This is a genomic window from Neorhizobium sp. PAMB6716 (assembly GCF_058242805.1).
The window spans coordinates 2,632,691-2,657,968 of sequence record NZ_CM177835.1 but is presented as its reverse complement, the minus strand read 5'-3'; the positions used below and the strand labels follow the sequence as shown (position 1 = coordinate 2,657,968).

Below are 25,278 nucleotides of genomic sequence, written 5' to 3'. Positions count from 1 at the left end.
TGGAACCGGCGATTACCCCATCATTGCCGTTCTAACTCAGCCGGGCTCTTCTTATTCTGCGGCGGGCCGCTATTGCGAATGGCGACGAAGCGCGACAATAAATCGAACCAGAACGGCGCGCCAAGGGTTACCGCGAAGGCGGTGAGCAGAAGACCGAGGGCTTTGGGCAAGGGTGCAGTCTGGACCCCGCCGAAGGATCCCGGCATTGACCAACCCAGGGGCGAAGGCAGCGGTCCATTGACCTTGGCGAGATCGGGTAGAACAGAGGACCCGTCGGCAGACGCGGCGGTCAGCTGCGCGGCCGCCTCAACGAATGCCGTCCTGAGGGCTTCGTCGTACCAGAAGGTGCGGGCGATCTGCAGGGTGTCGGCGTTGATGGTCACAATTAACGCCAGCGCGACCGCAAAGGAGAGCAGTGACATCCACCGCTTGTAGGCGCCTGAGGCTCGGTCCATCACCTGATCGAACCAGTCCCCGAGGGCCTTTTGGGTCTCCTCTATCGTGGAGGTCGCATCGATCCCAAGGGCCGTCAGAAGACGCGGCAGAGGAGAGTTCGCGTCGATCTTTTTCGCAAGGATCGCCAAATCTAGCGGTTGCTTGACATCGGATTTCGATCCATCGATGTGTCGCAGCGCTTCGATCAGCGCGAGGGAAAAATCCCGGCGATCCAGGTAGCTAGGCGCATGCATTCGTGTGACTGCGGATACAGGCGTCGGCGGAGGCTTGAAGTCCAGCAACCCCTGGCCCCGCGAAAGGCTGCGGATCAGGCTGCTTTCCCAGAAGGCTTTATTCACCGTCGTGTCGCCCAACGCATGCGACACCTCGTTGTAAAGATTGCGAGCCCGCAGCCGCAACAGGCCGGCGATGGCCTCGTTGATGCTGGTGCAGATCAGGCTAAGGGTCAGGTAGACCATCATAAGGCCGATGGCCGTATCGACGGCAGCGGAAAACAGCATGGTGCTTCTCCTATTGAGTGTTGCTGCGGGCGCGGTTCAGCGCCTCTTCCAACTCTGGGTCATCGGTATGTCCATGGATCTGGCGGCCGCCGAGGATGAGGGTTAGCCCGGTGACCGAGTGGAAGGGACCCGCGGCCTGCATCTCGAAGGCCGGGCGTGGGAAATACCGTCCCTCGCCGTCCTCGATTCCCCGCCTGTCCTCGAAGCCTGCGATCGGTGAAGATGCCTTGGGCGACGATCACGGGATTACACTCCGTTGTGGGAGGGGCACCCCGACGAATTCGGGGCGCCGATGGTGGTATCATTTACAAGTGGTATTGCTGATCTTGCTCTGCAGTGGCACGGACCTTGCAGCAGGCATCGCCCCCTCTTGCTGACGCATCCCGTCGGCGAAAATGTCGTTGGCGATGCCGAGACCGAGCGGCACGCCGCCGACAGGAAGCTGATCGTTGTCCCCGCGCTTTGCGGTCCAGACATATGAATAGCTCACCTCCGCCGGGTTCTTGTAAGCATCGTCACCTTCGGCATCCGGGCCTTTTGCGACATCCGCGTAGTCGAAGGCGTCGAACCGCCAGTGCACGCCCAGCCAGATGCGGCTGAAGGCATTTTCCCAGATCGCATGCCAGAGCGAGGGGAACTTGCGCTTAACATAGGTCCGCACGAGACCCGGCTGGTCTTCGATCGGCGATGACGGATCGTGGGGCTGATGCAAATCTCGGCTGATCCCGTTCATCTCTTCGGACACGAAACTGAAGGTAATGTCGTCTGGGCCGTTCTTGTCCACGGTCGCGGTGCCGATCGAGGCGTAATAAAGTCGTGCCATCTGGAAGCAGGCGGAACCGAAGGTTGCATGACCCGAAGGATACGCCGGGAACGGCGGCTTGAAGCTGAGCTTGTTGGTATTCGTTTCGGGCGCGCCCAGGGCAAGCCAGAACGGGTCGGCTGGCGGCACGACTTGAGCGCTGCCACCATCGGTCTCGAAGGCGCTGGCGTCGTGCTGGCGGATGCCAGACAACGGGCGCCACAAATCGTGACGGTATTTCTCGGCCCAGGCAAATTTACCCGCATCGGCCATCGCGACATTGGCGAGCGCGAAAAGCCGAACGAACTCCTTGCTCCTGTCGAGTTCGGTGTTTGCCGGGTTGCTTTTGGCCCAGGCAATCTCACGCAGAATCTGGTTGTAGAGGCGTGGCGGCGTGCCGATCAGGTTTGCACTATCATAGGCCCAGTAATAGGCGGCGACGGTCTGGTCCGCGCTCCGCATAGTGCTATTCAGCGATGCCGCGCCACCGAGGCGGTGCACTTCCCTCAGCGCGGCCGGGTATCCGGGCTTTTTCGGATCTGGCCATGCCGCGATCCGGTGACCGTCCGGATCCGTTACCGCGAAGGATTTCACCGTCGTGCCATAAAAAGGCCCGTGATAGACGCGCTGCGCTTTTTTTCCCTTGCTCGGATTGTTGGGGTCGATGTCCATGAGGCGGACGGGGTTCAGCGGCTCGTCATCGAAGTGGTAACGGCCTCCCTTGGGCTTGTAATTCCCCTGATCGGCCCCCGGCTCGCCCGGCAGCACGGCGAGTGCGGAGTGAACCTTCTCGGCGATTTCCACACCGTACCGATAGTCCTCAGAGTTGGTATTGATGGGGTTGCTGTAGCTGCTCTTAAACTCCTGCAGGGCGGTCGTCAGCGTCCAACTCGCCGCGCCCGAAATATTGCCCGGAGCACCGTAGAGCCGCTCAAGTATCGTGATCGCCGCGCCGGTCAGGGCCGCGTTGGCGGTCGTAAGGTCTACCGCGAGGCCGGCGGGCAGTGGAGGACGATTGGCGGCGTCCAGCCACATCGACGGGTTCGCGGTGTCGTTCAGCACCCCGAAGAAGGCGTCGTGCATGGCAAGATGCAGAAGTCCCAAAGCGCGGGAGCTCATCGTCGGGCCGCCCTGCGGGCCACCCAGCGAATGGGTGATCCGGTTCATCTGCAGACCGGCATGGTTCCAGTACAGGACCGGAAAGGCATTCAGCCCCGAGGGCTCGTCGATTTCGGGTAGAACAAGCATTGGTTTCTCCATGGGTGGGTGGTCAGTTGGGCAAGGGGACGAGGAAAATTTCTGGTGTACCCCGCCTTATCAGCCGGCTCCGACCCACGGCCGTTCTTCGGCCGCGAAATGCCAGTTGAGCGCGCCCTCGGCATTAGGCGCAGGGTACGGGATGTCGTGGAGCACCGCCTGGCCATCAGTGGAGCCACGGCTGTGCGCATGCCGGCCGAAGGCGGTCAGGCGCATTCGTGTGTCGTCCTTGCGCAGTTCGGCCATGCCGTCTGCCGGAAAGAAACGGCCGGGGACGGTAACGGACGCCGGCAAATGACGTACCATCAGAAATTGCAGCGCGTCGGCACGGTCCTCGGCGAGGATTGCCACGATCGAGTTTTGTTCGCTCAGATCATCTGGCGCCGACGTCGCGTTGGGATCGACCGGGATCGCCGTGTCCGAGATGACCAGAAAAACACCGCCCGGGCCGCTTCGGGCGGCAATGAGCCATTCGTGCACGGATGGGTTGGTCTGGTGCGGCGTGTCGTAGGGGCCGACACGCAGCGTATTGAGCATTGCGATGCGGAAGGTATCTGAGGTCATCGGCAGCCTCCTGTGTTGCTGCCGGCACTGTGTCCTTCGCCCGTGAGCGCAGGATCAATCGATCGTTAAACCATCGTCAATAATTCGGTCAATTATGGAAGCTTCCGCAGGCTTGTGCGAAGTCGGGCATGGCGTGGAGGCTGCTTTGCGACGCGACAATCGACGTGGGTCACGACGCGATGTTGGCCTCCGGGAATCCGTCCAAAAGAAATTGGCGAGCCGTGCTGGCCTTGTCGAAATGCCTGATGATATCAGCGAAGACCCGGCTGTGCCGAGTGATCGCCTGAACCGCGAGTTCTTCGACCTCTTCAGTTTCGAAAACATGTGGGATTACCCGCCGCAACAGCGTCCAGGATGCAATATTGTCGGTCATGTAATGCACCCCTGCAAAGACCCGTCGGTCTCCCCAATCGACCATGTATTTCTGCAATTGCTCGCGTTCCTCAGGGGTAGGCTTCTTGCCCGATTTTATCAGTTGTTCGTATACGGTGCAGCCGCCCAGAATTCCCTGCATGCAATGGCCGCTCGGGAATGCTGGATGTTGGCCGGTATGCACGTTCCGGTGGGCGGCAACCCACCGGAAACCCTTCACCCCCAATGCCGTCGCTGCTGCTCTGGGACGCGGGCGTTGGAAAAGCTGCTTCAGTCCGAGAACCTCAGGCCGCTTTGCCGAAGCCTCCTCCAAGAACTTTGTCTTGAAAGTAGCAGGATCCATCACTGGCCCCCCATAGAGCGGATAATTTGCCGTGCCGTCTTTGCCGGTCCGGTACTCGAGCGAAGACGAGAAACAGATTGGCAGTTGGATATCGTTGTAGTCCGGGTGATCAAGTCGGGCATCCTCGATCCGGTAGTGCCAGTTGTGATCACGCTGCGGGCCTTCGAAAGGCGCGTTCGAACCCGCCAACTCGCAGAGAATCCCAAGTTGATCTCCGCCACCATGGTAGAGTGAAACCGCGATAGCCAGTTCGTCGTGCGTTGCGCGCTCTGCAAAATTGATTGCGTCGCCTGTCCAGGCGTCATTTTCCCAGCGAGGCCAGATCTTGTCTGCAACTTCGGCAATCCATCTGCTGATGATGGCCGGATAGTCGGTGTTGCCCGCAGCCCAGTCCCCTGGCTGCGTGTCCGGTGCCTTGGTCTTGGATTTCAGGTCGTCATGCATCACTCCGTAGGGTGCTAGCCTCACTTGACTACTCCTTTGTTATCTCAGGCCCAGTTGCATCGCCGCATGTACGGTCAATTCCCGATGAGCCTGATTGACGATCGGGTAGTCACCGGAGCGGAGCATGTCCAAAGACAGGTCGGGTTCTCGTGCAATAAGAGTGTTGAGCTTCTCACGCCCTTTTGCTGTCTCGCCCAGCAGTGCGTATGCGGTCATCAGATCCATGATCGTTGGGCGAAACAGAATATGCTCAAGGGATGCCTCACCCGATTGTATTGCCTTGCGCGGCTGACCGGCCATCAAATAGGCGAACTGTTCAATGGCAAGTGCAAAGGGTTGCGCCACCGTGCCTCGGCAGAGCCACACCGCATTCCGGGCCGCTTTCACGGCCTCCGTCGATTTGCCACAATACACGCACGCAACAGCATAGAAGGTCCAGCACGCACCGTTCCCGGGCAACAGTCGGACCGCCTCTCGGGTCAAGGTCAGGTTGCGTTCCAGGTCGTGCAACAAGAAGCCGTAGCTGTGGCCTGCCAGGGCAAAAGCAAGACCATTGCCGGGCGCCAGCCGCATTGCCGTCCGGAAGCTTTCCATCACCTGCTGACTGTCAAGTGTGGCGTGCCTTTTCCGTTCGTTCAGCAACATCAAGTGCCCGACGCCCAGGAGGGCGTGATAAAGGCCATTCTCTTCAGCGGCCAAAGCCCCCTCGCTGCACCGTATGATTTCCCGGGGTGCCATTGATCCCGGCACGAGCATGCCCATCAATGCCTGACAGCAGTTGGCGTGTGCGCTCCATTGTGCACCGCGCAGGCTCTTCGCCTCTGTTCGAATGGCGAAGTCCTGGAGCATCTGAACTATCTCGGATTGAATCCGGCGCAGCTCATGCCATCGGTTTGGCTCGATCTCGCGACGAATCTGCCATCTGAGCGAACCAAAACCGTCCGTGATGGAGATGGACAAGGTTCCTCCCGATCCCAGGCGAAGCGCGCGCATCCGCACCACCATGTCTGTGGCGCGGGGCGACCGGGCGCCGTCGCTTTGAACTCCTATCACTGTGTTGAGGCCTAAGACGGAAAGAGCCTCAATGATACTCTCGGTCAGGGATTCACATATTCCCGCAAGTCCGTCGTCCGCCATGGGGTGGGAGGGCAGGTCAAGATGCCAGCGCCTGTCTGGCAGGCCTGGCGCGTCGACCAAACCCCATCGCGTGTCGCGCGCTTCAACCTCGCTGCGGATTTGCCGTAGCCAGTCGTTGAAGCCCTCTTCTCGCAGATCAAGGCCCCGCAAAACTTCGCCTCTTGCACCTGGCACGACATGGTCGAAGTCGATGTAACTTTGTTCCAGCCAGATCCATGTACGGTCTGCGACCAAGACTTCAGCTTCGGCGTTGAATATGGTGCGCAGGCTCGTCAATGATTGCCTGAGGCTCGCAGCGGCCTGCGCCGGTCCGCGATCGCCCCACAGCTTGTCCTGAAGCCAAGTGCGGGTCTGACGATGATTTCGCGTCAGTGCAAGCATCGCAATGAGCGCACAGTCCTTGCGACCTGCTGGCCGAATCGAATGCCCGTTGCGATCGACAAGATCGAACGCACCAAGAACTTTAACTGAAAATGGCTTCGATGATCGCATAAAGAACTCGTCGGCTTGAGGTTCAGCGGGCTCAATCGAAATATGCTTCTATGGAATTCAAAGTGTTCGGTATTGCGCAATCACTGGAGATATCATCGATAAAATTTTACTAAATATCAAGCGAAACAAATATAAATAGATCGCGGATGAATGATGCATTAAAGCGCATATATTTCCATTATATATTATAGTTATTTGTATATAGGAGATAAATATTGATGATAATCGTCAGTATCAGTCGGTGAATGTTTAAAAATTTTATTTCGTCGCGCTGAGTGTGCCAGACATGGCTAAAATAAATTAGACCAGAATGCCTCCGGCAAAACTGGTCCGCCACAAAAATGGTGTGGCAGCGCCCGGTTTTGTAGGCTCGCGTTGTATGCCTTCATTCTCTGCCTAAAGTATTCATTACTCTCTGGGGTAGATCAAAGGCTGACGTCAATGGGACGGGAGGGCGGTGGCTCTTTCTGCTCCTGGTGGTCAAGTTTGATGGGACGCTGAATTGCGTGGTGAGGGCGGCAGGCCTTCCACGGCTCGCTCGGATCGGCTCATGTTCAGCCGCCTATGGCGTCATATCCGGGTTCGACACTCGGAAAACAAAGCTCCACACGCGTTCCTTCGCCCAGCCGAGAGGTGATCCTGACTTCCCCGCCAGACTGGCGCACGAAGCCATAGACCATCGCCAGCCCAAGGCCCGACCCTCCGGTTTTCGAACGTGTCGTGAAATAGGGTTCCATCGCCTGGTCGAGGACTTCAGGCGACATGCCGACACCTTCGTCAACGACGGCTATGATGACGGTTTCGGTATTTCCTAATGCTTCCACGCGAATCGCGCCGCCATCCGGCATGGCGGCCGATGCGTTGAGGCATAGGTTCAGGATGGATTGCTCGAGCAGCGCAGCATCGAGGTTGACGGTTGGCAGATTGGCTGCAAGGTCGAGTTCCAGTCGATTGCGGGTGCCGATCGCCATTTCCAGAACATCAGCCATCCCCTGAAGGATCGTGGCAACCTCGATCGCTGCTGGACGTATCTGCTGCTGGCTACCGACGGACAACATGCTTGAGGCGAGCGCTCGCCCGCGCTCGGCAGCCTTGCGTATGCGTCCCAGGTGGCGCTTCTGCCGTTCCGTGAAGCCAGGTTCGCGCTCCAGCAGGCCAAGGCTTCCGGTGATGATGCCAATCATATTGCCAACCTCGTGGCTCACCTGGTGCGTCATGCGCATCACCACATCCAGGCGCTGGGCACGGGCCGCTTCCATCTCCTGGCGATCCATGGCCGTGACGTCGCGGGCGAGCAGGACCAGCCCTCCGTCCGGTTGCCTTGATGCAGAAATCTCTACGACCTGGTCGTCGACAAACCGGTGCCGAAGCACTTGACGCTCGACAAGCGAGCCGCTGTCATTTTCGGTCGGCATGAGCAGAGGATCGATCTCCGGGACCGTTGCAACGAACCGGCGCAGTGACATTTTTCGGGACGATCCCGTCTGCCGCATCAGTTCAATGATGCGACGGTTCATGGTGATCGGTCGGCCGGCGGGATCGAAGAGGGCAATGCCCTCATTCATCGTCCGAAAAGTCGATCGTATTGTACGAGCAGCAGCTTCTGCGGTACGTCGGAGACGCGACAGGCGATCGACGCTCTCCTTGAAAGCGCGAAAGGCGTCGAGCAAGCGGATCAGTTCGGTTTCAGTGCCTGCATAAACGGGGGGGCCGACATTCTCCTCTCCGCGCGCCAGCGCATTCATGCCGCGGGAGAGGTCACCTATTCCGTGTGAAACGCGCATGACCGAGCGGATGGAGAGAATTGCCAGGATGACGACCGCAAAGGACGCGAGCACGATCATGACAAGCAACTGGCGCAACGCGCTCGAGGTGGCTTCGAGGTTCTGGTTCAGCGCGCCGGCAACAAACGCACTCTGGGTTTCGGTTGCATGAGAGAGGTCACGCGAGACGGTGTGCAGGCGTGAGACGGATGCGCGGATGGTGAACATTTCAAGGAGGTAACGTGTCTGTGCCTCGAAGATCCTTCGATAAGGTCCGAGCTGTTCAGGCAATACCCGCAGATTGGGGCCTGGTACCAGCATTCGAACGGTTGCCTCGGCTACGAAGCGTCGTTGAAGTTCGCCAAGCTGAAAGAGGCTATCCGATGTCGATGCAGATTGTGCGATGCCATTCAGACGCTGCCGCAGATCCTGATCCTGAATGGTGCGGGCAGTGGCTATCTCTCCGAGCGCGACGGCTGCTTCCGCTTTGTGTTCCTGGGCGGCATCTGCATTGGCTGCAAGTGCAAGCGTCTGTGCTTCTATATCTTCGAGGAGTTCAATGATGCGGCGCGCATCAGCGCCTTGCATGGTCACAGCTGGCTGATCCGGTGTCATCGTCTTAAGCAGCGTCTCTACCTGCGCGACCACGGCGCGGCTTTCGCTCGAGACACGATAGGGAGAGGTGGCATTCATCAGGAATGGCGCGCTCGAAACAAGGTCGGAAACCTGCCTCGAAACAAGTGAAGCCTTGGCGAGGCTCGTGAAGGCCTTCACGCTGTAGGCGGACATTTCATTACGCGCCCTTTGAAGGCCATAAATGGCGACGGTGGACAGGAGCAGAACCGATACGCAGATGAAGGCGATTGCGAATGGCAACCGAAAGGCGATCGAGGAGACGAAGGCGCGGTTGATCAAGGCAATGATCCGGCGTCGTCGGTGTACAAAACATAACCCTTGCCGCGCCGCGTCTGGATATGGCGTGGGAGGTCTGGGTTCCGCTCGATCTTGCGCCTGAGACGCAGTACCAGAACATCGACGTTGCGATCTACGAACCGATCGGAGTCGGCCCCCATCCGGTCGAGAATCTGTGCGCGGCTGACCGGTGTATTCGGCGTCTCGGCGAGGATTTCCAGCAAGGCGAATTCGGCGGATGTCAGCGTCTTTGTCGGATCGGTGAGGCATACGGCCCGGCGTTGAGCGAGATCAATGGCCCATTCGCCGAGCCGGAGCGCTGCCGGCGTCTGTTCGCGGTCGCTCTCCCTGTCGTGGCGCAATTGCGGATGGGTGCGACGGAGAACCGCCTTGATCCGTGCGGTCAGCTCATTCGGTTCGAACGGTTTTACCACATAGTCATCCGCTGCCGTCTCCAGTCCCAGCACCCGATCGGTTGCGCTGCCTGCTGCCGTCACCATGACGATGCCGACATCGGTCTGGGCCCTCAGGCGCTGGGCAAAGGCCCGGCCGGAGAGGCCAGGCAGATTGTGGTCGACCAGAACCAACTGAACCGTTTCCTGTTGCAACCGCTCCTGCGCAGCCTCGGCTGAGGGGGCAGTCACCGGGATCCAGCCCTCTGCCTCCACCAGGTCACAGATAAGCTCCGCCATATCCGGATCGTCCTCGACGATCAGAATTTTTATCTTCTGGTTCAACACGTTGCAGTCCTCCCACCGGCATCATAACCGCGCAGGTCGAAAACGCCAAAGATTTGGTCGTTATCGGCAGACGTCACAATTGTAACATTTGCAATCTCTGCAACGGGTGACGAGGTCATGGTGAAAGATCGGTAACCATTCTCCGGGTTGCCAGCCCGGACCGATATGGACATGCTTCATTCATTGGAACGGGGAGGTTCCAAGGGAGGACGACGTGAAGTTTTTGACCGCCATCTGTGCGGGGGTTCTTGCGACCCTTGCCACGGCTACGATTTCCCGGGCCGCAGACACGCTGACCATTCTCTGCGGTGTCGACGAGGTCTGGTGCACCGTCATGGAGAAGACTTACGAGGCCAGAACCGGCCTTGCCGTCAACATGACGCGGATGAGCACCGGCGAGATACTCGACTTCGTTCGGGCCGAGAAGGATGCGCCCACCGTCGATGTCTGGTTGGGCGGCACCGGTGTCACGCATCTGCAGGCCGCCTATGAGGGCCTTCTCGAAGCCTATCGCCCACAGCAGGAAGCGGACCTTCTGCCCTGGGCTCGGAATTTCTTCTCTTTGTCTGGCGGCACATCCGCCGGTCTATACGCCGGAGCGCTCGGCTTTGCCTACAATGCAGACCTTCTTGCGTCTGCCAGTCTGCCGGCGCCCAACTGCTGGAAGGATCTCGCCAAGCCGATCTATCGCGGCCATATCCTCTCTGGAAACCCGCATTCCTCTGGTACGGCCTTCACCACGCTGGTGACCCTGGTGCAGTTGCTCGGAGAGGATGATGCCTTCGCCTATATGAAGGACCTCGGCCGAAATATCGTCGAATACACGAAAGCCGGTGCCGAGCCGGTCAAGGCTGCGGGCAGGGGGGAGGCGATGATCGGCATATCCTTCATGCATGATGCCGTGACGCAGAAGGAGGCCGGCGCGCCTCTCGTCATCGTCGCGCCCTGCGAAGGCACCGGCTACGAAATCGGCGCGGTCAGCATCGTCAAGGGCAGTCGTCATCTGGAGGCGGCGCGCCGCTTCGTCGATTTTGCACTCAGCCCCGAAGGTCAGGCAACCGGTGCTGCCGCTGGCCAGAACCAGGTGCCATCCAATGCCAAGGCGGTGTTGCCGCCTGCGGCTCCCGACATCTCGATGATCAAGATGGTGGACTATGATTTTGCCACCTTCGGTTCACCCGAACAGCGAAGTCGGCTGCTGAGCCGCTTCGACACCGAGATCAACCCGACCAACTGATTTTTTAACGACCGGACGATCCCCGACCCGGTGCCCTTGCGGCACCGCCGCCGAAGGCTTGTCCGTTGTCGTCGACTTCCATCAGACGCAAACAACAGGAGGAACCCCATGCGACTGACACTGCTTTCCACTCTTCTCTTCGCCGGCACGAGCCTGACGGCCGGTTCGGCCCTGGCTGCCGGTGAACTCAACCTGATCTGCGCCGCCGACGTCGTCATCTGCGAACAAATGAAGGGCGATTTCGAAAAGGCCCATGACATCAAGGTGAACATGGTGCGCATGTCCTCGGGCGAGGCCTATGCCAAGATCCGCGCCGAGGCCCGCAACCCGAAGACCGACCTCTGGTGGGCCGGCACCGGCGACCCCCATCTCCAGGCAGCATCCGAAGGGCTGACGGCGGAATACAAGTCGCCGATGCTCGACCAGCTGCAGGATTGGGCGAAGAGCCAGGCTGAAAGCTCCGGTTACAAGACCGTCGGTGTTTATGCCGGCGCACTCGGCTGGGGTTACAACACCGCGATCTTCAAGCAGAAGGGTTACAAGGAGCCCGTCTGCTGGGCCGACCTGCTCGCACCCGAGCTGAAGGGCGAGATCCAGATCGCCAATCCGAATTCTTCTGGCACTGCCTACACCGCGCTCGCCTCGCTCGTGCAGATCATGGGCGAAGACAAGGCCTTCGAATATCTGAAGGCGCTCAACGGCAACATCTCGCAATACACCAAGTCGGGTTCGGCGCCGGTCAAGGCAGCGGCCCGTGGCGAAACCGGGCTCGGCATCGTCTTCATGCATGACGCTGTCGCGCAGACGGCGGAAGGTTTCCCGGTCAAGTCGATCGCCCCATGCGAAGGCACCGGCTACGAAATCGGCTCCATGTCGATCGTCAAGGGTGCACGCAACATGGAAAACGCCAAGATCTGGTACGACTGGTCACTGAAGCCGGAAGTGCAGTCTCGCATGAAGGATGCCAAGTCCTTCCAGCTTCCGTCGAACAAGAGCGCGGAGATTCCGAAAGAAGCGCCCCGGTTTGAAGACATCAAGCTCATCGATTACGACTTCAAGACCTTTGGTGACCCGGCCAAGCGCAAGGCGCTGCTGGAACGCTGGGATCGCGAAGTCGGCGCTGTCGCCAACTGATCGTCCATCAGTCCAGCCGGCGGCTTGATGCCGCCGGCACTTTCTCCATTTTCCGACATGCGTGAACGAGGTCGACCATGAGACATGGCAACCGCAGACTGGACCTGTTGCTGGCCGTTGGCGCCGCGTCCTTCATCCTGTTCCCCTGGTACAGGCTGGAATCCGGCTTCTTCAGCCTGCGCTGGCTTGGCGATTTTCCCTTCACCCCGGAGACAGCGCCCGGCCTGCTGCAACTTTTGGGCCATGGCCGCCTCTGGCTTCTTGGTGTCGTGCTGTTTTTCGGCCTCGGTCTTGTGGCCCGGTTCGTCGCAGACCCGATGCGCCGGGGCGCGTTGTTTGCCGCATCCGGGGCCGCTGGCCTTGTTTATCTCTGCCTGCAGGGCCTGGCGGTCGGGTTTTCCGGCTGGACCTGGGGGATCAGCGAAACCCTTTTCGGAGCGCTGACCAACGGGCAACCCTCCATGGGGGCCGGTGCCGTTTTGATGGCGATTGTCTTCGTCCTGATGTTTTCCTTCGGTCTCGTCGAGCGCGGGGTGATGAAGGGCGATGCCTTCGTCGTCGGGTCGATCTCGCTTCTTGTTTTCCTCGTCTTTGTCTTCGTCTTTTATCCGATCGGCAGCATGTTCCTCGCCGCCGTCCAGGATTTTGATGGCTCCTTCAATCCGGACGGTGTTATCCGCAATATGCAGGATCCGGGCATCTGGAGCTTCAACTGCCTCGTGGGTGAAGGGCGCTGCGGCGTCGCCTGGCGCACCTTTACGCTCGCCATCATGACGGCGTCGGCCTCCACTTTGCTCGGCCTTGCCTTTGCGCTGGTGGCGACCCGCACCCGCTTCCCCTTCAAGAAGGGGCTGCGTGTCCTCACCATCCTGCCGATCATCACGCCGCCTTTCGTCATCGGGCTTGCGCTCGTGCTGCTCTTCGGCCGCGCCGGCGTGGTCACCGAGAGCCTGTCCCGCCTGTTCGGCATCGAGCCCGGCCGCTGGCTCTATGGCCTGACCGGCATCTGGATCGCCCAGGTTCTGTCCTTCACCCCGATTTCCTTCCTCGTCCTGATCGGTGTTGTCGAGGGCGTCAGCCCCTCCATGGAAGAGGCGTCGCAGACGCTGAGGGCCAACCGTTGGCGCACCTTCTGGCGTGTCTCGCTACCTCTCATGAAGCCGGGTCTCGCCAACGCCTTCCTGATCGGCTTCATCGAAAGCATGGCTGATTTCGGCAATCCACTGGTGCTTGGCGGCAGCAACGGCGTGCTCTCGACCGAAATCTTCTTTGCCGTGGTCGGCTCGCAGAACGATCCTTCACGGGCGGCAGTGCTCGCGCTTGTCCTGCTCGTCTTCACGCTCTCGGCCTTTCTCGCCCAGCGCGTCTGGCTGTCGGGCAAAAATTTTGCGACCGTCACCGGCAAGGGAGACAGCGGCGCCCATGCCGCCCTGCCGCGCAGCATCTCGATCGGCGTTCACGCCCTCGTCGTCCCGTGGATGGTCTTCACCGTCGTGGTCTATGGCATGATCCTCTTCGGTGGCTTCGTCACCACCTGGGGCCTCGACAACACGCTGACGCTCGACCACTACGCCCGTGCCTTTTCCGTCAGCATCCAGAACGGCGCGATCGCCTGGACGGGTGTCGCCTGGAACTCATTCTGGACGACCATGGAGATTTCCCTTGTCTCCGCGCCGCTCACCGCAGCCGTCGGCCTTCTCACAGCTTACATCATCGTCCGGCAGAAATTCGCCGGTCGGAACCTCTTCGAGTTCGCGCTGATGATGAGCTTTGCCATTCCGGGCACGGTCATCGGCGTCAGCTACATCATGGCGTTCAACCTGCCGCCGCTCGAAATGACGGGATCAGCCCTGATCCTCATCGCCTGCTTCGTTTTCCGCAACATGCCGGTTGGCGTGCGCGGCGGGATCGCGGCGATGAGCCAGCTCGACAAGAGCCTGGATGAAGCCTCCCTTACCCTGCGCGCAAATAGCTTCCGCACGGTGCGCAAGATCATCCTGCCGCTCCTGCGGCCAGCCATCACGGCCGCACTCGTCTACTCCTTCGTGCGGGCCATCACCTCGATCAGCGCCGTCATCTTCCTGGTCAGTGCCGAACACAACATGGCGACCTCCTATATCGTCGGCCTTGTCGAAAACGGCGAATACGGCGTGGCGATTGCCTATTCCTCGATGCTGATCGTCGTGATGATCACCGTCATCGGCGTCTTCCAGCTCCTTGTCGGCGAACGCAAACTGCGCCGCGAAAACCGTATCGCCGGTCTCGGCAATACCCGTCCCGTTCCTCTCGGTCAGGAGAAAACCGCATGATCACCGTCAAAGCCGGATCCGTCACCTTCCAGAATGTGCGCAAGACCTTCGGCGCTTTCACCGCCATCCATGATCTGTCGCTTACCATCGAGCCGGGCACGCTGGTGACCCTGCTCGGCCCCTCCGGCTGCGGCAAGACCACGACGCTGCGCATGCTGGCCGGGCTCGAACATCCGAGTTCCGGCAAGATCCTGATCGGCGGCAAGGATGTGACCATGCTGCCGGCCAACGAGCGTGACGTCTCGATGGTCTTCCAGTCCTACGCGCTCTTTCCGCACATGACCTCGCTCGAAAACGTTGCCTATGGCCTGCAGTCGTCCGGTCTGGCCAAAAAGGAAGCGCGCGAAAAGGCCGAGGAAGGGCTGAAGCTGGTCGGTCTCGCCGGCATGGGCCACCGCCTGCCGGCAGAGCTTTCGGGTGGCCAGCAGCAGCGCGTTGCCGTGGCGCGCGCTCTGGTGCTGGAGCCGCAGGTTCTGCTGCTCGACGAGCCGCTCTCCAACCTCGATGCGCGCTTGAGGCGTCGGGTTCGCACCGAAATCCGCGATCTCCAGCAGCGGCTCGGTTTCACCGCCGTTTACGTCACCCATGACCAGGACGAAGCGCTTGCCGTCTCCGACCGGATCATCGTCATGAAGGATGGAGAAATCGCCCAGTCCGGCGCACCGCGCGAACTCTACGAAGCGCCGGCCTCGCCCTTCATCGCCGATTTCATGGGGGAGGCGAATGTGCTTGCCTGTGAAGTGGTACAATCCAATGGGGCGGAGGTGCTCGTACGGGTCAGCAATATTGAACATCACCTGCTCTCCAAGGCGGGTCGAGGCCCGGCCAAGCTCGCGGTTCGACCCGGTGCGATCAGGATTGGTGCTGCCGGCCTGGAGGGTTTGAAGGGGCGGGTTCTTCATTCCGCCTATCTCGGCGGTCATGTCGAATATGAGGTCGAAACCGATGTCGGCACCCTCTTCGTCATCGACCACGATGTCGACCACGCCCATGCCGCCACAAGCGACGTCACACTGGCGTTCAAGAACCGTGGAATTGCCGTGATCAGCGGCTGACGATTTTGCAATAAGATCAAGGAAGAAGAAAATGACAGTGAATGATACGGCACTCGCCGCGCGTTTTGCTCTGGCCAAGACGCTGGCGGCGGAAGCGGGAGCGATGGCGCTCGACTATTTCAATCGGCGCGACACGCTGGTGATCGAGACGAAGCGCGATTTACAGGACGTCGTTTCGATCGCCGACCGCAACGTCGAAACCTTCCTGAAGGAACGCGTCGCCGAAATCTACGCGAATGATGGCTTCCTCGGGGAGGAGTTCGGCCATGACGAAGGGTCCTCCGGCTTCACCTGGGTCGTCGATCCGATCGACGGTACGGCCCCTTTCGTCAACGGCATGCCGACCTGGTGTGTGTCCGTTGCAATCGTCAGGGATGGCCAATCGGTCGTGGGTGTGATCCATGTGCCCTGCTCGGACGAGCTTTACGCCTCGGCGCTTGGTTTCGGTGCGACGCTGAATGACAAGCCGCTGCAACTCGATCCCACCCGCAATCTGCAGAATGCGATGACGGGGATTGGCTGCAATAACTATGTTACCCCTCAGCGCGTCGGCGCCATTATCGCGGGCCTGATGGACCTGGGCGGCAACTTCATCCGCAACGGGTCGGGTGCGCTGATGCTTGCCTATGTCGCCGCCGGCCGCTTGGTTGGATATTACGAGCCCCATATGCGCGCCTGGGACTGCATGGCGGGCTTCTGCCTGGTCCGCGAAGCCGGAGGCAAGAACCTTGATTTCCCAGGAGCCGGCGCCGAGTTCCTGAATGGGCATCCGGTGCTTGCCGCAAACCCGTCCTGCTATGACGAACTCTTGCAGCTTCATATGCGCAATCTTTGACGCCAAGGCGGTCGCCCCGTTGAGCTGCAGCCAGAAGCGCCAGAACCCTTGAGGGATATGACGTCCGCTTTGCTGGCGGATTGAAGCGGGGCCGGGGGCGGCCCCGCCCAACATCGTTAGGCAGCCAAAGCGCGACGCAGGCCAAGCATTGAAAAAGCGCAAATCTGATGACTTGGTTCTGATCTCACCATGTCGTCGTGAAAAAAGACATCAAACGGACCATGGATCCCAATAGGGCGGATTGCCGAATGCGATCTTCAAATGATCGGCTATGGCGCGCAGCTTGGCTTGTGGCTGGCGCCCTTGCGGGTGGGCCATGAAGATGAATTCCAGTTCCGGCTTGTGATCGACCTCTACTTCCTGAAGCAAACCATCGCGAATGGCAGGGCCGGCGATGAACGCTGGTAAGAGCGCCAGGCCGAGGCCTGCGATGGCGGCATCGCGCATCATATCGCCGTTGTTGATCGCAAGCCCAAGTTTGGCCCGGACGATGACGTTGCCGGCGTCGGTCTGAAATCGCCAGTCGGCGACACCACGGTTCGTGTAGAAAATGCCCTTGTGCTGTTCCAGATCCTGCAGTGTGCGGGGGGTGCCGAAACGCGAGAGGTAGTCAGCAGAGGCCGTCAACATCCGACGGCTGGGCGCCAGTTTCCAGGCAATCAACCGCGATTCCGATATGGGGCCATGGCGAATGATCGCGTCATAACCATCGGCTGCAGGATCGACCCTGCGATCATCGATATCCAGCGTAAGTTCCAGTTTCGGATGCCGGGCCAGGAAGGGATAGAGGGCTGGGCCAAGATGCATGCGGCCAAAGGTGACGGGGGCTGCGATCCGCAACGGCCCCACAATCTCGCCGCGGCGCTCCGACATCTCTTCGGCTGCTGCCTGCATTTCGAGGGTAATGCGGCGGGCGCGTTCGAGAAAGGCCTGCCCGCTCTCGGTCAAGGTGAGCTTTCGGGTCGTCCTTTGCAGCAGCAGCCCACCGAGCGCCTTTTCCAGCTCGGCCAAACGTTCGCTGACGACGGACTTGGACAGCCTCAGCCGTCTGGCCGCCTCGCTGATGGAGCCACTTTCGACCACAGCCACAAAGGTGACGATCCCTTCGGTCCGCATCAACATTGTTCGGCATCTCCGGATTTCAGATCCAGTATCTGCCGACTAATCCGAACAATGGCAAGATGCCATCTTCAGTCCATCGAAGAGAGCGGCGGGTTGCTGCGCACAGATGGAGATGAGGATATGACACGGCTTAACAACAAGGTTGCCATCGTCACCGGCGCAAGTTCGGGCATTGGCAGGGCAACGGCAAAGCTTTTTGCCGCAGAGGGCGCAAAGGTTATCGTTGGCGCCCGCCGACAGGCGGAACTCGATAGCCTGGTTGCCGAAATCGAGGCCGCAGGCGGCCGGGCGATTGCGATCGCTGGAGATGTGCGGTCGGAAGAGTATCACCAGCGTCTGGTGGCAACCGCAATCGAGCGTTACGGCAAGCTCGACATTGCCTTCAACAATGCGGGCACGCTGGGCGAAGCCGGCCCGACAACAGGTGTGTCAGAGCAGGGTTTTGCCGATACGCTGGCGATCAATCTGACGGCATCGTTCCTCGCGGCCAAACATCAGGCAGCCGCGATGGAAAAGAACGGCGCGGGCTCGATGATCTTCACGTCGACCTTTGTCGGTTACAGCTATTCTTTCCCCGGCGTCGCAGCCTATTCCGCCAGCAAGTCCGGCCTGATTGGCCTCACGCAGGCGCTGGCTGCCGAGTTTGGTGCAAAGAACATCCGGGTTAATGCCATCCTGCCTGGTGCGGTTGATACGGACATGTACCGGGAAATGAATGACACGCCTGAAAAGCAGGCATTCGTTACCGCCCTGCATGCGCTGAAGCGTGTTGCCACGGCCGAGGAAATTGCACGATCCGTTCTCTATCTCGCGTCCGATGATGCAAGCTTCGTCACCGGCACGGCATCTCTGGTGGATGGCGGGACATCGATCACCCGGACCTGAATTTGCCAGCCGGTAAGCGGGCGAGAGCCATCGTCCGTTTGCCGCTGAGGACGCAAAACCTGTCAGGCAGAGGGTATGGATGCGCGAGCGACCGACAAGGACGGTCGAAACCGCAACACCGCCATAATGCCGGCAGCCAGAGAGGCGAGCAAAAGGATGAGCTGGCAAGCGATGACCGCGGGCTCGTTGCCGAGTGGCGCCAGCGCATGCAACGGTCCGATCTTCTGAAACGACTGGATGATCAGGACCAGCGTGTTGAAGAACATCAGAAGCGTGACACCCGCCACATAGGTTGGCCGCCAGAACCCCGCCAATCTTCCCCGGTAGCGCGCATAAAGTGTTACCAGGAGGATGACGGTACAGAGGATGCCGACATTGATTGCCGGCGTTATGCCGTTGAAAGGAAACAGGAAGCCGGTCACGAGCGTCACCGCCATTGTTACCAGAAACCATTGTGCCAGGATACCATCCTTGCCGTTTCCGATCAGCCGGCGGATGAGGCCAAGGCCTGCCACAACGGCAACAAGACTTATCAGCACATGAAAGAGAGTAAGGACCAGGATTGCAGACATGTGAACCCCCTCGAGCTATGTCATCATGGCATGTCGACGTTTACGGGTGGATTGAGGCAAAGACGATGTCGGCAAATCCCGGCACCGTTGCTTGGCGCGCCCAATTCCGTTGCAGTTCACAGGCGAGTTGTATCCAGGTGATCGGTTTGGCCCCCGCCTGCATGATCCGATCAAGACCTGCAGAATGCGCGCATTGAGAGGTTCCTGCAACAGCATCTACAACCGGATAGACCTCGAATCCCTCTTTCAGCGCGTCGAGAGCCGGAAAAACCAGGCAGACTTCGGTCCAGAGCGCCACCATGATCAGCTTGCGGCGCCCGGTTGCTCGCACGGCATTGGCAAAATCCACATCCTCCCAGGCATTGATCGATGTCCGATCGATGGGAATGACATCGGCCAGGGCTTCGGTCAGTTGATGAATCGTGGGTCGGTTGCGGCCGGTTTCCACATTCACGGTCGAAAGAATGATCGGCAGGCCATAAAGTTTTGCGGTCCTGGCGACCGCCACCACGTTGGCGACGAGTTGGCGCCGTTCCATCGTGACAACAGAGGCGACCTGCACCGGTTGGAAATCGATGGTGATAAGCGCTGCATTTTCCGGCGTCAGCATATGATCTTCTAAGGGATCGCGGATGGTGGCAGGCGAGGTCATGGGCAAACCTTTCAAGGATTGGGACGGGGCACGACATGCGGCAAGCGAAGGCCGGAAGGGTCAGGTGGCGTTGACCGGCTCCTACTTCTGGCCACCGAAGCCTTCGGCAGTCGATCTCTGTTTGCCTGGTGAGTGTGGCGATCGATCCGCAGCTATTCTGGCAAGTGCACGGGCAAAGTCCTGAGGCCGGGCTGAAATATTCCTGAAAAATCCGGGAGTGATCGACGCCCTCGCTTTAAGGGTCGCGGGCATTAAATTTGGATTCTCATTGCCAATGTAAAACGATCGGTTTACACCGGTTGCCATGGATACAAGAACAAAGTTGATTGCTGCGGCCGAAAGCCTGTTCGATCGTCACGGCTTCACGGCCACAGGCATGGACAGGCTGACCGAAGCGGCGGGGATATCCAGCCGGACGCTTTACAAGCACGCCGGTAGCAAGGTTGCTCTGATGACGGCTGTGCTCAATGGACGTAACGCCCGGTTCATGGATGCGATCGACGTTGCGAGTGTCGACGATCTTTTTGCCGCGCTTGAGGAATGGCAGCGCTCCGAAAGCACGCGCGGCTGCATGTTACTGCGCACCTTGGCGGAGACGGGCGGTGACATTGCGGAAATCGCTGAGATTTTCGCCGCCCACAAGAGCGAGTTCCGCGATCGGATTGCCGCGATCGTCGCGACCGATCTTGGCAGCAGCGACCGTGTAGTCACTGAACAGGTGCTGGTACTGTTTGAAGGCGCGGTGGTCTCGGCAGTTTATCGTGGAACCGAGGCCGCGAAAGCGGCGCGATCGGCCGCCGCCGTACTCGTCGCGGCAGCGCGACGATGAACCCTACGCTCGCCCTTGGTGCCTTTGGCTTCGCGCTGGTAGCGGTTTGCTACGGCTTGGCCCGCTTCGCCTTCGGCCTCTTCCTTCCAACCATCGGCAAGGAACTCGAACTAGGTCAAACGCTCGCCGGTGTGATTTCGGGTGGGTCGTTCGCCGGATACTGCATCGCCATCCTCGCGTCCGCTGTGCTCACCGAGCGGTATGGGCCGAGGCGCGTCGCTGTGGGAGCCGCGCTGGTGGCAGCAATCGGCATGACTGGCATCGCGCTTGCGCCCGATGCGATCTGGCTTGCCGGCGCGGTGCTGCTGGCAGGGTGCAGCACCGGCCTCGCATCGCCGCCGCTGGCCGCCGCGATCGCTATGTCCGTTCAGGAAGATCGACGCGACGCTGCCAACACGATCGTTAACGCAGGCACAAGCATTGGTGTCGGGCTTTCCGGCGCGATCGCGGTGTGGATAGCCCAGGAATGGCGGCTGGCCTTCGGCGGCTTTGCTGCGGCTGCCTTCGTGCTTGCTGTTGCAGCTCCCCTGGCTGTCCCTGGTGGACAATCAACGGAGGGCCGTAAAGTCGGGCTGCCGTCGATGTCAGGCGCGCTCGTGCGCCTCCTCATAGCAGCGTTCATGATGGGCGCGGCCAGCACGTCTTTATGGTCGTTCGGTGGCCAGCTCGCTGCCCTGAACCTTGGCTGGCAAGATAGGCAGATCGGCATTCTATGGACCGTGATTGGGTTCAGCAGCATCGCCGGTGCCTGGGCCGGCTCGCTTGTCGCCCGCTACGGCATCAGCCGCGTTCACTGGACGTTCCTTTCGCTCATGGCCGCCGGCATGGTCACGGTGGGGGCGTCCTTCTCGTCGTCGATTAGCGTCCTGTTCGGCGGGGCATTGTTCGGCGCGTCCTATGTGCTTCTCAGCGGCGTCTATCTCGTCTGGGGGCTGAGGATCCTGCCCGACAGGCCCGCGATAGGGCTCATGGTCGGTTTCCTGATGATGGCGGTGGGGCAGACAGTTGGAGCACCTGTGTTCGGCATCCTGCTCGACAGGTTCGACGCCGATACGGCCGTGTTTGCCTTCGCGCTTCTCGGAATGGCCGCCGGGCTGATGTGTACAGGGGATCGGTTAACACCGAAATGCTGCGGCTTGGAACGGAAGGTGAAATCAGCGCCAATCAAATGACGGATACCATATTGCCCAGCTCTTCGCCCCTAATGTCCACGTCTGGGGCAGAGCGCGCGGATGGGGAACGGCTTAAACGAGGTCGAAAGCAGTCCGCTGCCATGATCGGTGGGGAACGACCTGATTCCCATGTCAGATCATCTGAAACCGCCCAGGCCGCTCTCGGCCCCATGTCAATCCTCGACTACGTATCGGACAGTGATGGGCACCTTGCCAGCACCCCAACAAGATCCAAACGGGTGAACCGGACTGGGCCGTAATGAGGAGCGGAAACCTGTTCCGATACGTGCAACAGTCCGCAATTTAACCCATGGATTTATATGGAAAAGAAGTTTGGCTGGGGAACCTGGATTCGAACCAAGATTAACGGAGTCAGAGTCCGTCGTTCTACCGTTGAACTATTCCCCAGTCCGTCGAAACACGTGCGTTTCGGACTGTGCGGCGGGTGGGCTTTCGCCAGTTTCAGGTGGGTTTCCTGAGCACCGAACCGCGTCGGTGCGCGCCTTGTAACAGATTTTTCGGGTCGATCAAGTGCCCATTGGCCACTTTTTCCGCAGCGCGAAAATGAGGGATCGGCTGGAAGATGGCCGCGCTGGAGTTGCGGCTTTGCCGGGCGCGCAAACTGCGGCGATCCTGGGGCGTGACAAAGCCATTGGCGAAATCGTCTGCTGCTGTTATCCTCTTGTCAACGAAACGATTAACGCCGCAGCGGGCCCACGGCTCTTGCGCGGCATGATGGATAGATCAGTGATGAACCCCGACAGCGGCGGAAAGCCGCCCGAAGGCGGGGCGTCAGCAGCAGGACGACCGGACGAAAAATCCGGCCGTCGCCGAAAGGCCAAGCGGAGCGGCAAGCCGCCGTCCGCAGCTGTTGCGCATGGCATCGACAAGGGCGCACGCCCGGATGCCGGACGCCCGGATATAAAAGACGATACCGGCCCGCCGCGCAAGCGCAAGCGCCGCCGTTCGCGTGGCGCAAAGGGACAAGGCCAGGGACAAGCCAAGGCTCCGGGTGGTGGCGCAGAGGCCGTGTCCGGAACGCCGGATGCTGCTGGTCATCCCCGTACGCCTTCGCCAAAGACGTCAGGTGGCAGCCATGCGGCCGCTGCCGCTGGGACGTACAATGGTGCCGAACGTGTCGGCAAAGGCGAGGGGGCGGGACGCCCGGACGGGTCCGCACGCCAGGACAGTCTATCGTCGCAGAGCGGATCAGGGCGCCCGGAGGATGGGGCTGAGGGCCGTGACGGACGTGAAACGTCCGCCGGCCGTCGTCGCCGGCGTGGTCGCGCCAAAAGCGAGGCGCGCAGCCTGCAGGGACGTCCGCTTGCATCCACCGGCAAGGGGGGCGCCAGCCGCGCCGGTCATGCATCTCACGGACATTCCGGCCACGGTTCGGGCTCTGGTTCAGGCTCTGGTTCAGGCCAGGGGGCGGCGCATGGTTCAAACGATGCGCCCCATCAGGCTGGGCATTCCGGTGGCGCCGGCCATCAGGCGGGGCAAGGCACGCGGGCAGCTGTCGGGCAATCCGGTCGGCATCCAGGCACTCCTGCCAGCCCCCATGCGGGTGGGCATCTGAGTGGGCAGGCAGGGGGTGGCGGTCGTTCATCTGCCGGTTCCCATTCTGGTCCGCAGGCGCGTTCTCATTCTTCTGGCGCGCATCCGCATGGTGCCCACGGCCCCCATAGCGGGCACGCTAAAGGGGGGCATGGAAAGCCGGGCTTTACAGCGTCCGCACAGGAAGCACGCGGCCGTGCCGGGTTTGCCGGCGAAGCGGCGGGGACGGTTTTCCGTGGCGCATCAGATCGACCAACATCAGAGCGGGCAACATCAGAGCGGGCGGCATCCGATCGTGGCGCGCCGGATGATCTTTACGCCGCACTCGATCTTGGCACGAACAATTGCCGCCTGCTGATTGCCCAGCCGACGCGGCCGGGTCAGTTTCGGGTCGTCGATGCGTTTTCGCGCATCGTACGGCTGGGGGAAGGGCTTGCCGCGACGGGACGCCTTTCCACCGAGGCGATGGACCGGGCTGTGGAAGCGCTGCGCATCTGCGCGCTAAAACTTGCCAACCGGCCGATCCGCAAGATGCGGCTGATTGCGACGGAGGCCTGCCGGGCTGCCGCCAATGGCGAGGAATTTTTGGCCCGCGTCACCAGGGAGACCGGGCTCGAGCTGGAGATCATCGACCGGGAAACCGAGGCGCGGCTGGCGGTCTCCGGCTGCTCGTCGCTGGTCGGGCGCGAGGCGCGTTCCGTGGTGCTTTTCGATATCGGCGGCGGCTCCTCGGAAATCGCGGTCATCCGCATTCGCGACAACCGCTCCTCGCGGCTTGCCAACCACATCACCCACTGGACCTCGCTGCCGGTCGGCGTCGTCACGCTTTCCGAGCGTCATGGTGGGCAGAATGTCACGCCCGCCGTGTTTTCGGCCATGGTCGACGAGGTGGAGGGCATGCTTGCCGGTTTCGAATGCCCCGCACTTGGCGAGGAAAGCGCGCGTCCGGATGAGGATTTTCACCTTATCGGCACGTCCGGCACGGTCACCACGCTTGCCGGCGTGCATCTCGATCTGCCGCGCTATGATCGGCGCAAGGTGGATGGCCTCTGGCTTTCGGATGCGGAGGTGAGCGCCATGCAGGAAAAGCTGTTGTCCTGGGATTTCGAGGGCCGCGCGGCAAACCCTTGCATCGGGCCGGATCGCGCCGATCTGGTTCTGGCCGGCTGCGCCATTCTGGAAGCGATCCGCAGACGCTGGCCAAGCCAGCGCATGCGGGTTGCCGATCGCGGTCTGCGCGAAGGACTTTTGACCGATATGATGGCGGATGACGGCGTCTGGCGGCGCTTTCGCGGCCGCCGCCCAGGCGATAATGCGGCACGCGGTGCCACGGAGAACCATCGATGACCAAGGCTCCTATCGGCCGAAAGCTCGGCCAGAAGGTGAAAAAGGGCAAGCTCAAGGCGTCCTCGCGCCGCTGGATCGAGCGCCATATCAACGACCCCTATGTGCAGCGGGCAAAGATCGAGGGTTATCGCGCCCGCGCCGCCTTCAAGCTGCTGGAGATCGACGAAAAACACGAGATCCTGAAGGGTGCGCGGCGCATCATCGATCTGGGTGCAGCCCCTGGCAGCTGGTCGCAGATCGCTGCCAAGGTCACCGGCTCCACGGATACGGACGTGCGCGTGGCCGCCATCGACTTTCTGGAAATGGCGCCGCTGCCGGGAGTGAAAATCCTGCAGCTCGACTTTCTGGACGAGGATGCGCCGGCGCAGCTGATGGAAGCCGTCGGCGGTACGCCGGATCTGGTCATTTCCGATATGGCGGCGCCGACGACCGGCCACCAGAAGACAGACCACCTGCGCACCATGCATCTGTGCGAAGTCGCTGCCTATTTTGCCGTGGAAGTGCTCGGCGAAGGCGGGCATTTCCTGGCAAAGACCTTTCAGGGCGGCACGGAAAAGGATCTGCTCAACATGCTGAAGCAGAATTTTCGCCAGGTCATGCACATCAAGCCGGCCTCATCGCGGCAGGAATCGGTGGAAATGTTCCTGCTGGCCAAGGGTTTCAAGGGCCGCAAGGAAGGCAGCGTCATGGGAAGTTACCGCGACGAAATGCACCGCGAAACCGATCCGCTGGAGGATGCCGGCGACCATCGTCCGCAGTATGCCGACGAGGATGACGAGGGCTGAGTTTCAGC

The 25,278-nt window shown here is 60.6% G+C and carries 20 protein-coding genes and 1 tRNA gene; 10 read left to right on the top strand and 11 right to left on the bottom strand.

From position 1 onward, the window contains the following. Nucleotides 1-20: 20 nt before the first annotated feature. The 7 genes from AC4CWH_RS13040 to AC4CWH_RS13010 form a co-directional block, all read right to left on the bottom strand. Nucleotides 21-956, bottom strand: coding sequence for a hypothetical protein (locus AC4CWH_RS13040; protein WP_491319081.1), 936 nt, complete (start codon nt 954-956; stop codon nt 21-23). 301 nt (nt 957-1,257) lie between these two features. Further along, nucleotides 1,258-3,006, bottom strand: coding sequence for a vanadium-dependent haloperoxidase (locus tag AC4CWH_RS13035; protein ID WP_491319080.1), 1,749 nt, complete (start codon nt 3,004-3,006; stop codon nt 1,258-1,260). Nucleotides 3,007-3,075: 69 nt separating this feature from the next. After that, the gene (locus AC4CWH_RS13030) at nt 3,076-3,579 is read right to left on the bottom strand and encodes a hypothetical protein (protein WP_491282482.1); all 504 of its coding nucleotides are present in this window, start codon (nt 3,577-3,579) and stop codon (nt 3,076-3,078) included. A gap of 169 nt (nt 3,580-3,748) precedes the next feature. After that, nucleotides 3,749-4,738: a phosphatase PAP2 family protein gene (locus AC4CWH_RS13025; RefSeq protein ID WP_491319079.1), complete on the bottom strand. Its 990-nt coding sequence runs from the start codon at nt 4,736-4,738 to the stop codon at nt 3,749-3,751. Nucleotides 4,739-4,777: 39 nt separating this feature from the next. Then, nucleotides 4,778-6,367, bottom strand: coding sequence for an AfsR/SARP family transcriptional regulator (locus AC4CWH_RS13020; protein WP_491319078.1), 1,590 nt, complete (start codon nt 6,365-6,367; stop codon nt 4,778-4,780). 554 nt (nt 6,368-6,921) lie between these two features. Next, nucleotides 6,922-9,045: a sensor histidine kinase gene (locus AC4CWH_RS13015; protein WP_491319077.1), complete on the bottom strand. Its 2,124-nt coding sequence runs from the start codon at nt 9,043-9,045 to the stop codon at nt 6,922-6,924. Then, nucleotides 9,042-9,782 carry a response regulator transcription factor gene (locus tag AC4CWH_RS13010; protein WP_491319076.1) on the bottom strand — a complete coding sequence of 247 codons (741 nt, stop codon included), beginning with the start codon at nt 9,780-9,782 and terminating at the stop codon, nt 9,042-9,044. The genes AC4CWH_RS13015 and AC4CWH_RS13010 overlap by 4 nt, the downstream gene beginning before the upstream one ends. Before the next feature lie 214 nt (nt 9,783-9,996). On the opposite strand from AC4CWH_RS13010, the gene AC4CWH_RS13005 reads away from it, so the two are divergent. The 5 genes from AC4CWH_RS13005 (at nt 9,997) to AC4CWH_RS12985 (ending at nt 16,352) form a co-directional block, all read left to right on the top strand. Beyond that, the gene (locus AC4CWH_RS13005) at nt 9,997-11,019 is read left to right on the top strand and encodes an ABC transporter substrate-binding protein (RefSeq protein ID WP_491319075.1); all 1,023 of its coding nucleotides are present in this window, start codon (nt 9,997-9,999) and stop codon (nt 11,017-11,019) included. Between the two features lie 108 nt (nt 11,020-11,127). Next, entirely contained in the window at nt 11,128-12,153 is a 1,026-nt protein-coding gene (locus AC4CWH_RS13000) for an ABC transporter substrate-binding protein (protein ID WP_491319074.1), read from the top strand. A gap of 77 nt (nt 12,154-12,230) precedes the next feature. Next, the gene (locus AC4CWH_RS12995) at nt 12,231-14,462 is read left to right on the top strand and encodes an ABC transporter permease (protein WP_491319073.1); all 2,232 of its coding nucleotides are present in this window, start codon (nt 12,231-12,233) and stop codon (nt 14,460-14,462) included. Continuing rightward, nucleotides 14,459-15,517 (top strand): ABC transporter ATP-binding protein, encoded by a 1,059-nt coding sequence (locus AC4CWH_RS12990; protein WP_491319072.1) that lies wholly within the window; start codon nt 14,459-14,461, stop codon nt 15,515-15,517. The genes AC4CWH_RS12995 and AC4CWH_RS12990 overlap by 4 nt, the downstream gene beginning before the upstream one ends. A gap of 31 nt (nt 15,518-15,548) precedes the next feature. Continuing rightward, on the top strand, nt 15,549-16,352 hold the full coding sequence (locus tag AC4CWH_RS12985; protein WP_491319071.1) for an inositol monophosphatase family protein: 804 nt from the start codon (nt 15,549-15,551) through the stop codon (nt 16,350-16,352). A gap of 210 nt (nt 16,353-16,562) precedes the next feature. On the opposite strand, the gene AC4CWH_RS12980 is transcribed toward AC4CWH_RS12985, so the two are convergent. After that, the gene (locus AC4CWH_RS12980; protein ID WP_491285422.1) at nt 16,563-17,471 is read right to left on the bottom strand and encodes a LysR family transcriptional regulator; all 909 of its coding nucleotides are present in this window, start codon (nt 17,469-17,471) and stop codon (nt 16,563-16,565) included. Between the two features lie 123 nt (nt 17,472-17,594). Here AC4CWH_RS12980 and AC4CWH_RS12975 point away from each other — a divergent pair, with 123 nt between their 5' ends. Beyond that, the gene (locus tag AC4CWH_RS12975) at nt 17,595-18,359 is read left to right on the top strand and encodes an SDR family oxidoreductase (RefSeq protein ID WP_491319070.1); all 765 of its coding nucleotides are present in this window, start codon (nt 17,595-17,597) and stop codon (nt 18,357-18,359) included. A gap of 62 nt (nt 18,360-18,421) precedes the next feature. Here AC4CWH_RS12975 and AC4CWH_RS12970 read toward each other — a convergent pair whose 3' ends face one another. Together AC4CWH_RS12970 and AC4CWH_RS12965 are read right to left on the bottom strand one after the other, a co-directional pair. Then, nucleotides 18,422-18,931 (bottom strand): hypothetical protein, encoded by a 510-nt coding sequence (locus tag AC4CWH_RS12970; protein ID WP_491319069.1) that lies wholly within the window; start codon nt 18,929-18,931, stop codon nt 18,422-18,424. Nucleotides 18,932-18,971: 40 nt separating this feature from the next. Beyond that, nucleotides 18,972-19,583, bottom strand: a complete 612-nt coding sequence (locus tag AC4CWH_RS12965) for a hydrolase (protein ID WP_491319068.1) — start codon at nt 19,581-19,583, stop codon at nt 18,972-18,974. A gap of 304 nt (nt 19,584-19,887) precedes the next feature. Between AC4CWH_RS12965 and AC4CWH_RS12960 the strand changes: the two genes are divergently transcribed. Together AC4CWH_RS12960 and AC4CWH_RS12955 are read left to right on the top strand one after the other, a co-directional pair. Then, on the top strand, nt 19,888-20,412 hold the full coding sequence (locus AC4CWH_RS12960; protein ID WP_491319067.1) for a TetR/AcrR family transcriptional regulator: 525 nt from the start codon (nt 19,888-19,890) through the stop codon (nt 20,410-20,412). Continuing rightward, nucleotides 20,409-21,584: an MFS transporter gene (locus tag AC4CWH_RS12955; RefSeq protein WP_491319066.1), complete on the top strand. Its 1,176-nt coding sequence runs from the start codon at nt 20,409-20,411 to the stop codon at nt 21,582-21,584. Before AC4CWH_RS12960 ends, AC4CWH_RS12955 begins: the two co-directional genes overlap by 4 nt. A gap of 334 nt (nt 21,585-21,918) precedes the next feature. Here AC4CWH_RS12955 and AC4CWH_RS12950 read toward each other — a convergent pair. Next, a tRNA-Gln gene (locus AC4CWH_RS12950) sits at nt 21,919-21,992 on the bottom strand. Nucleotides 21,993-22,892: 900 nt separating this feature from the next. Between AC4CWH_RS12950 and AC4CWH_RS12945 the strand changes: the two genes are divergently transcribed. Further along, the gene (locus AC4CWH_RS12945) at nt 22,893-24,485 is read left to right on the top strand and encodes a Ppx/GppA phosphatase family protein (RefSeq protein ID WP_491321429.1); all 1,593 of its coding nucleotides are present in this window, start codon (nt 22,893-22,895) and stop codon (nt 24,483-24,485) included. After that, nucleotides 24,482-25,270 carry an RlmE family RNA methyltransferase gene (locus tag AC4CWH_RS12940; protein WP_491319065.1) on the top strand — a complete coding sequence of 263 codons (789 nt, stop codon included), beginning with the start codon at nt 24,482-24,484 and terminating at the stop codon, nt 25,268-25,270. The genes AC4CWH_RS12945 and AC4CWH_RS12940 overlap by 4 nt, the downstream gene beginning before the upstream one ends. Nucleotides 25,271-25,278: the final 8 nt, after the last annotated feature.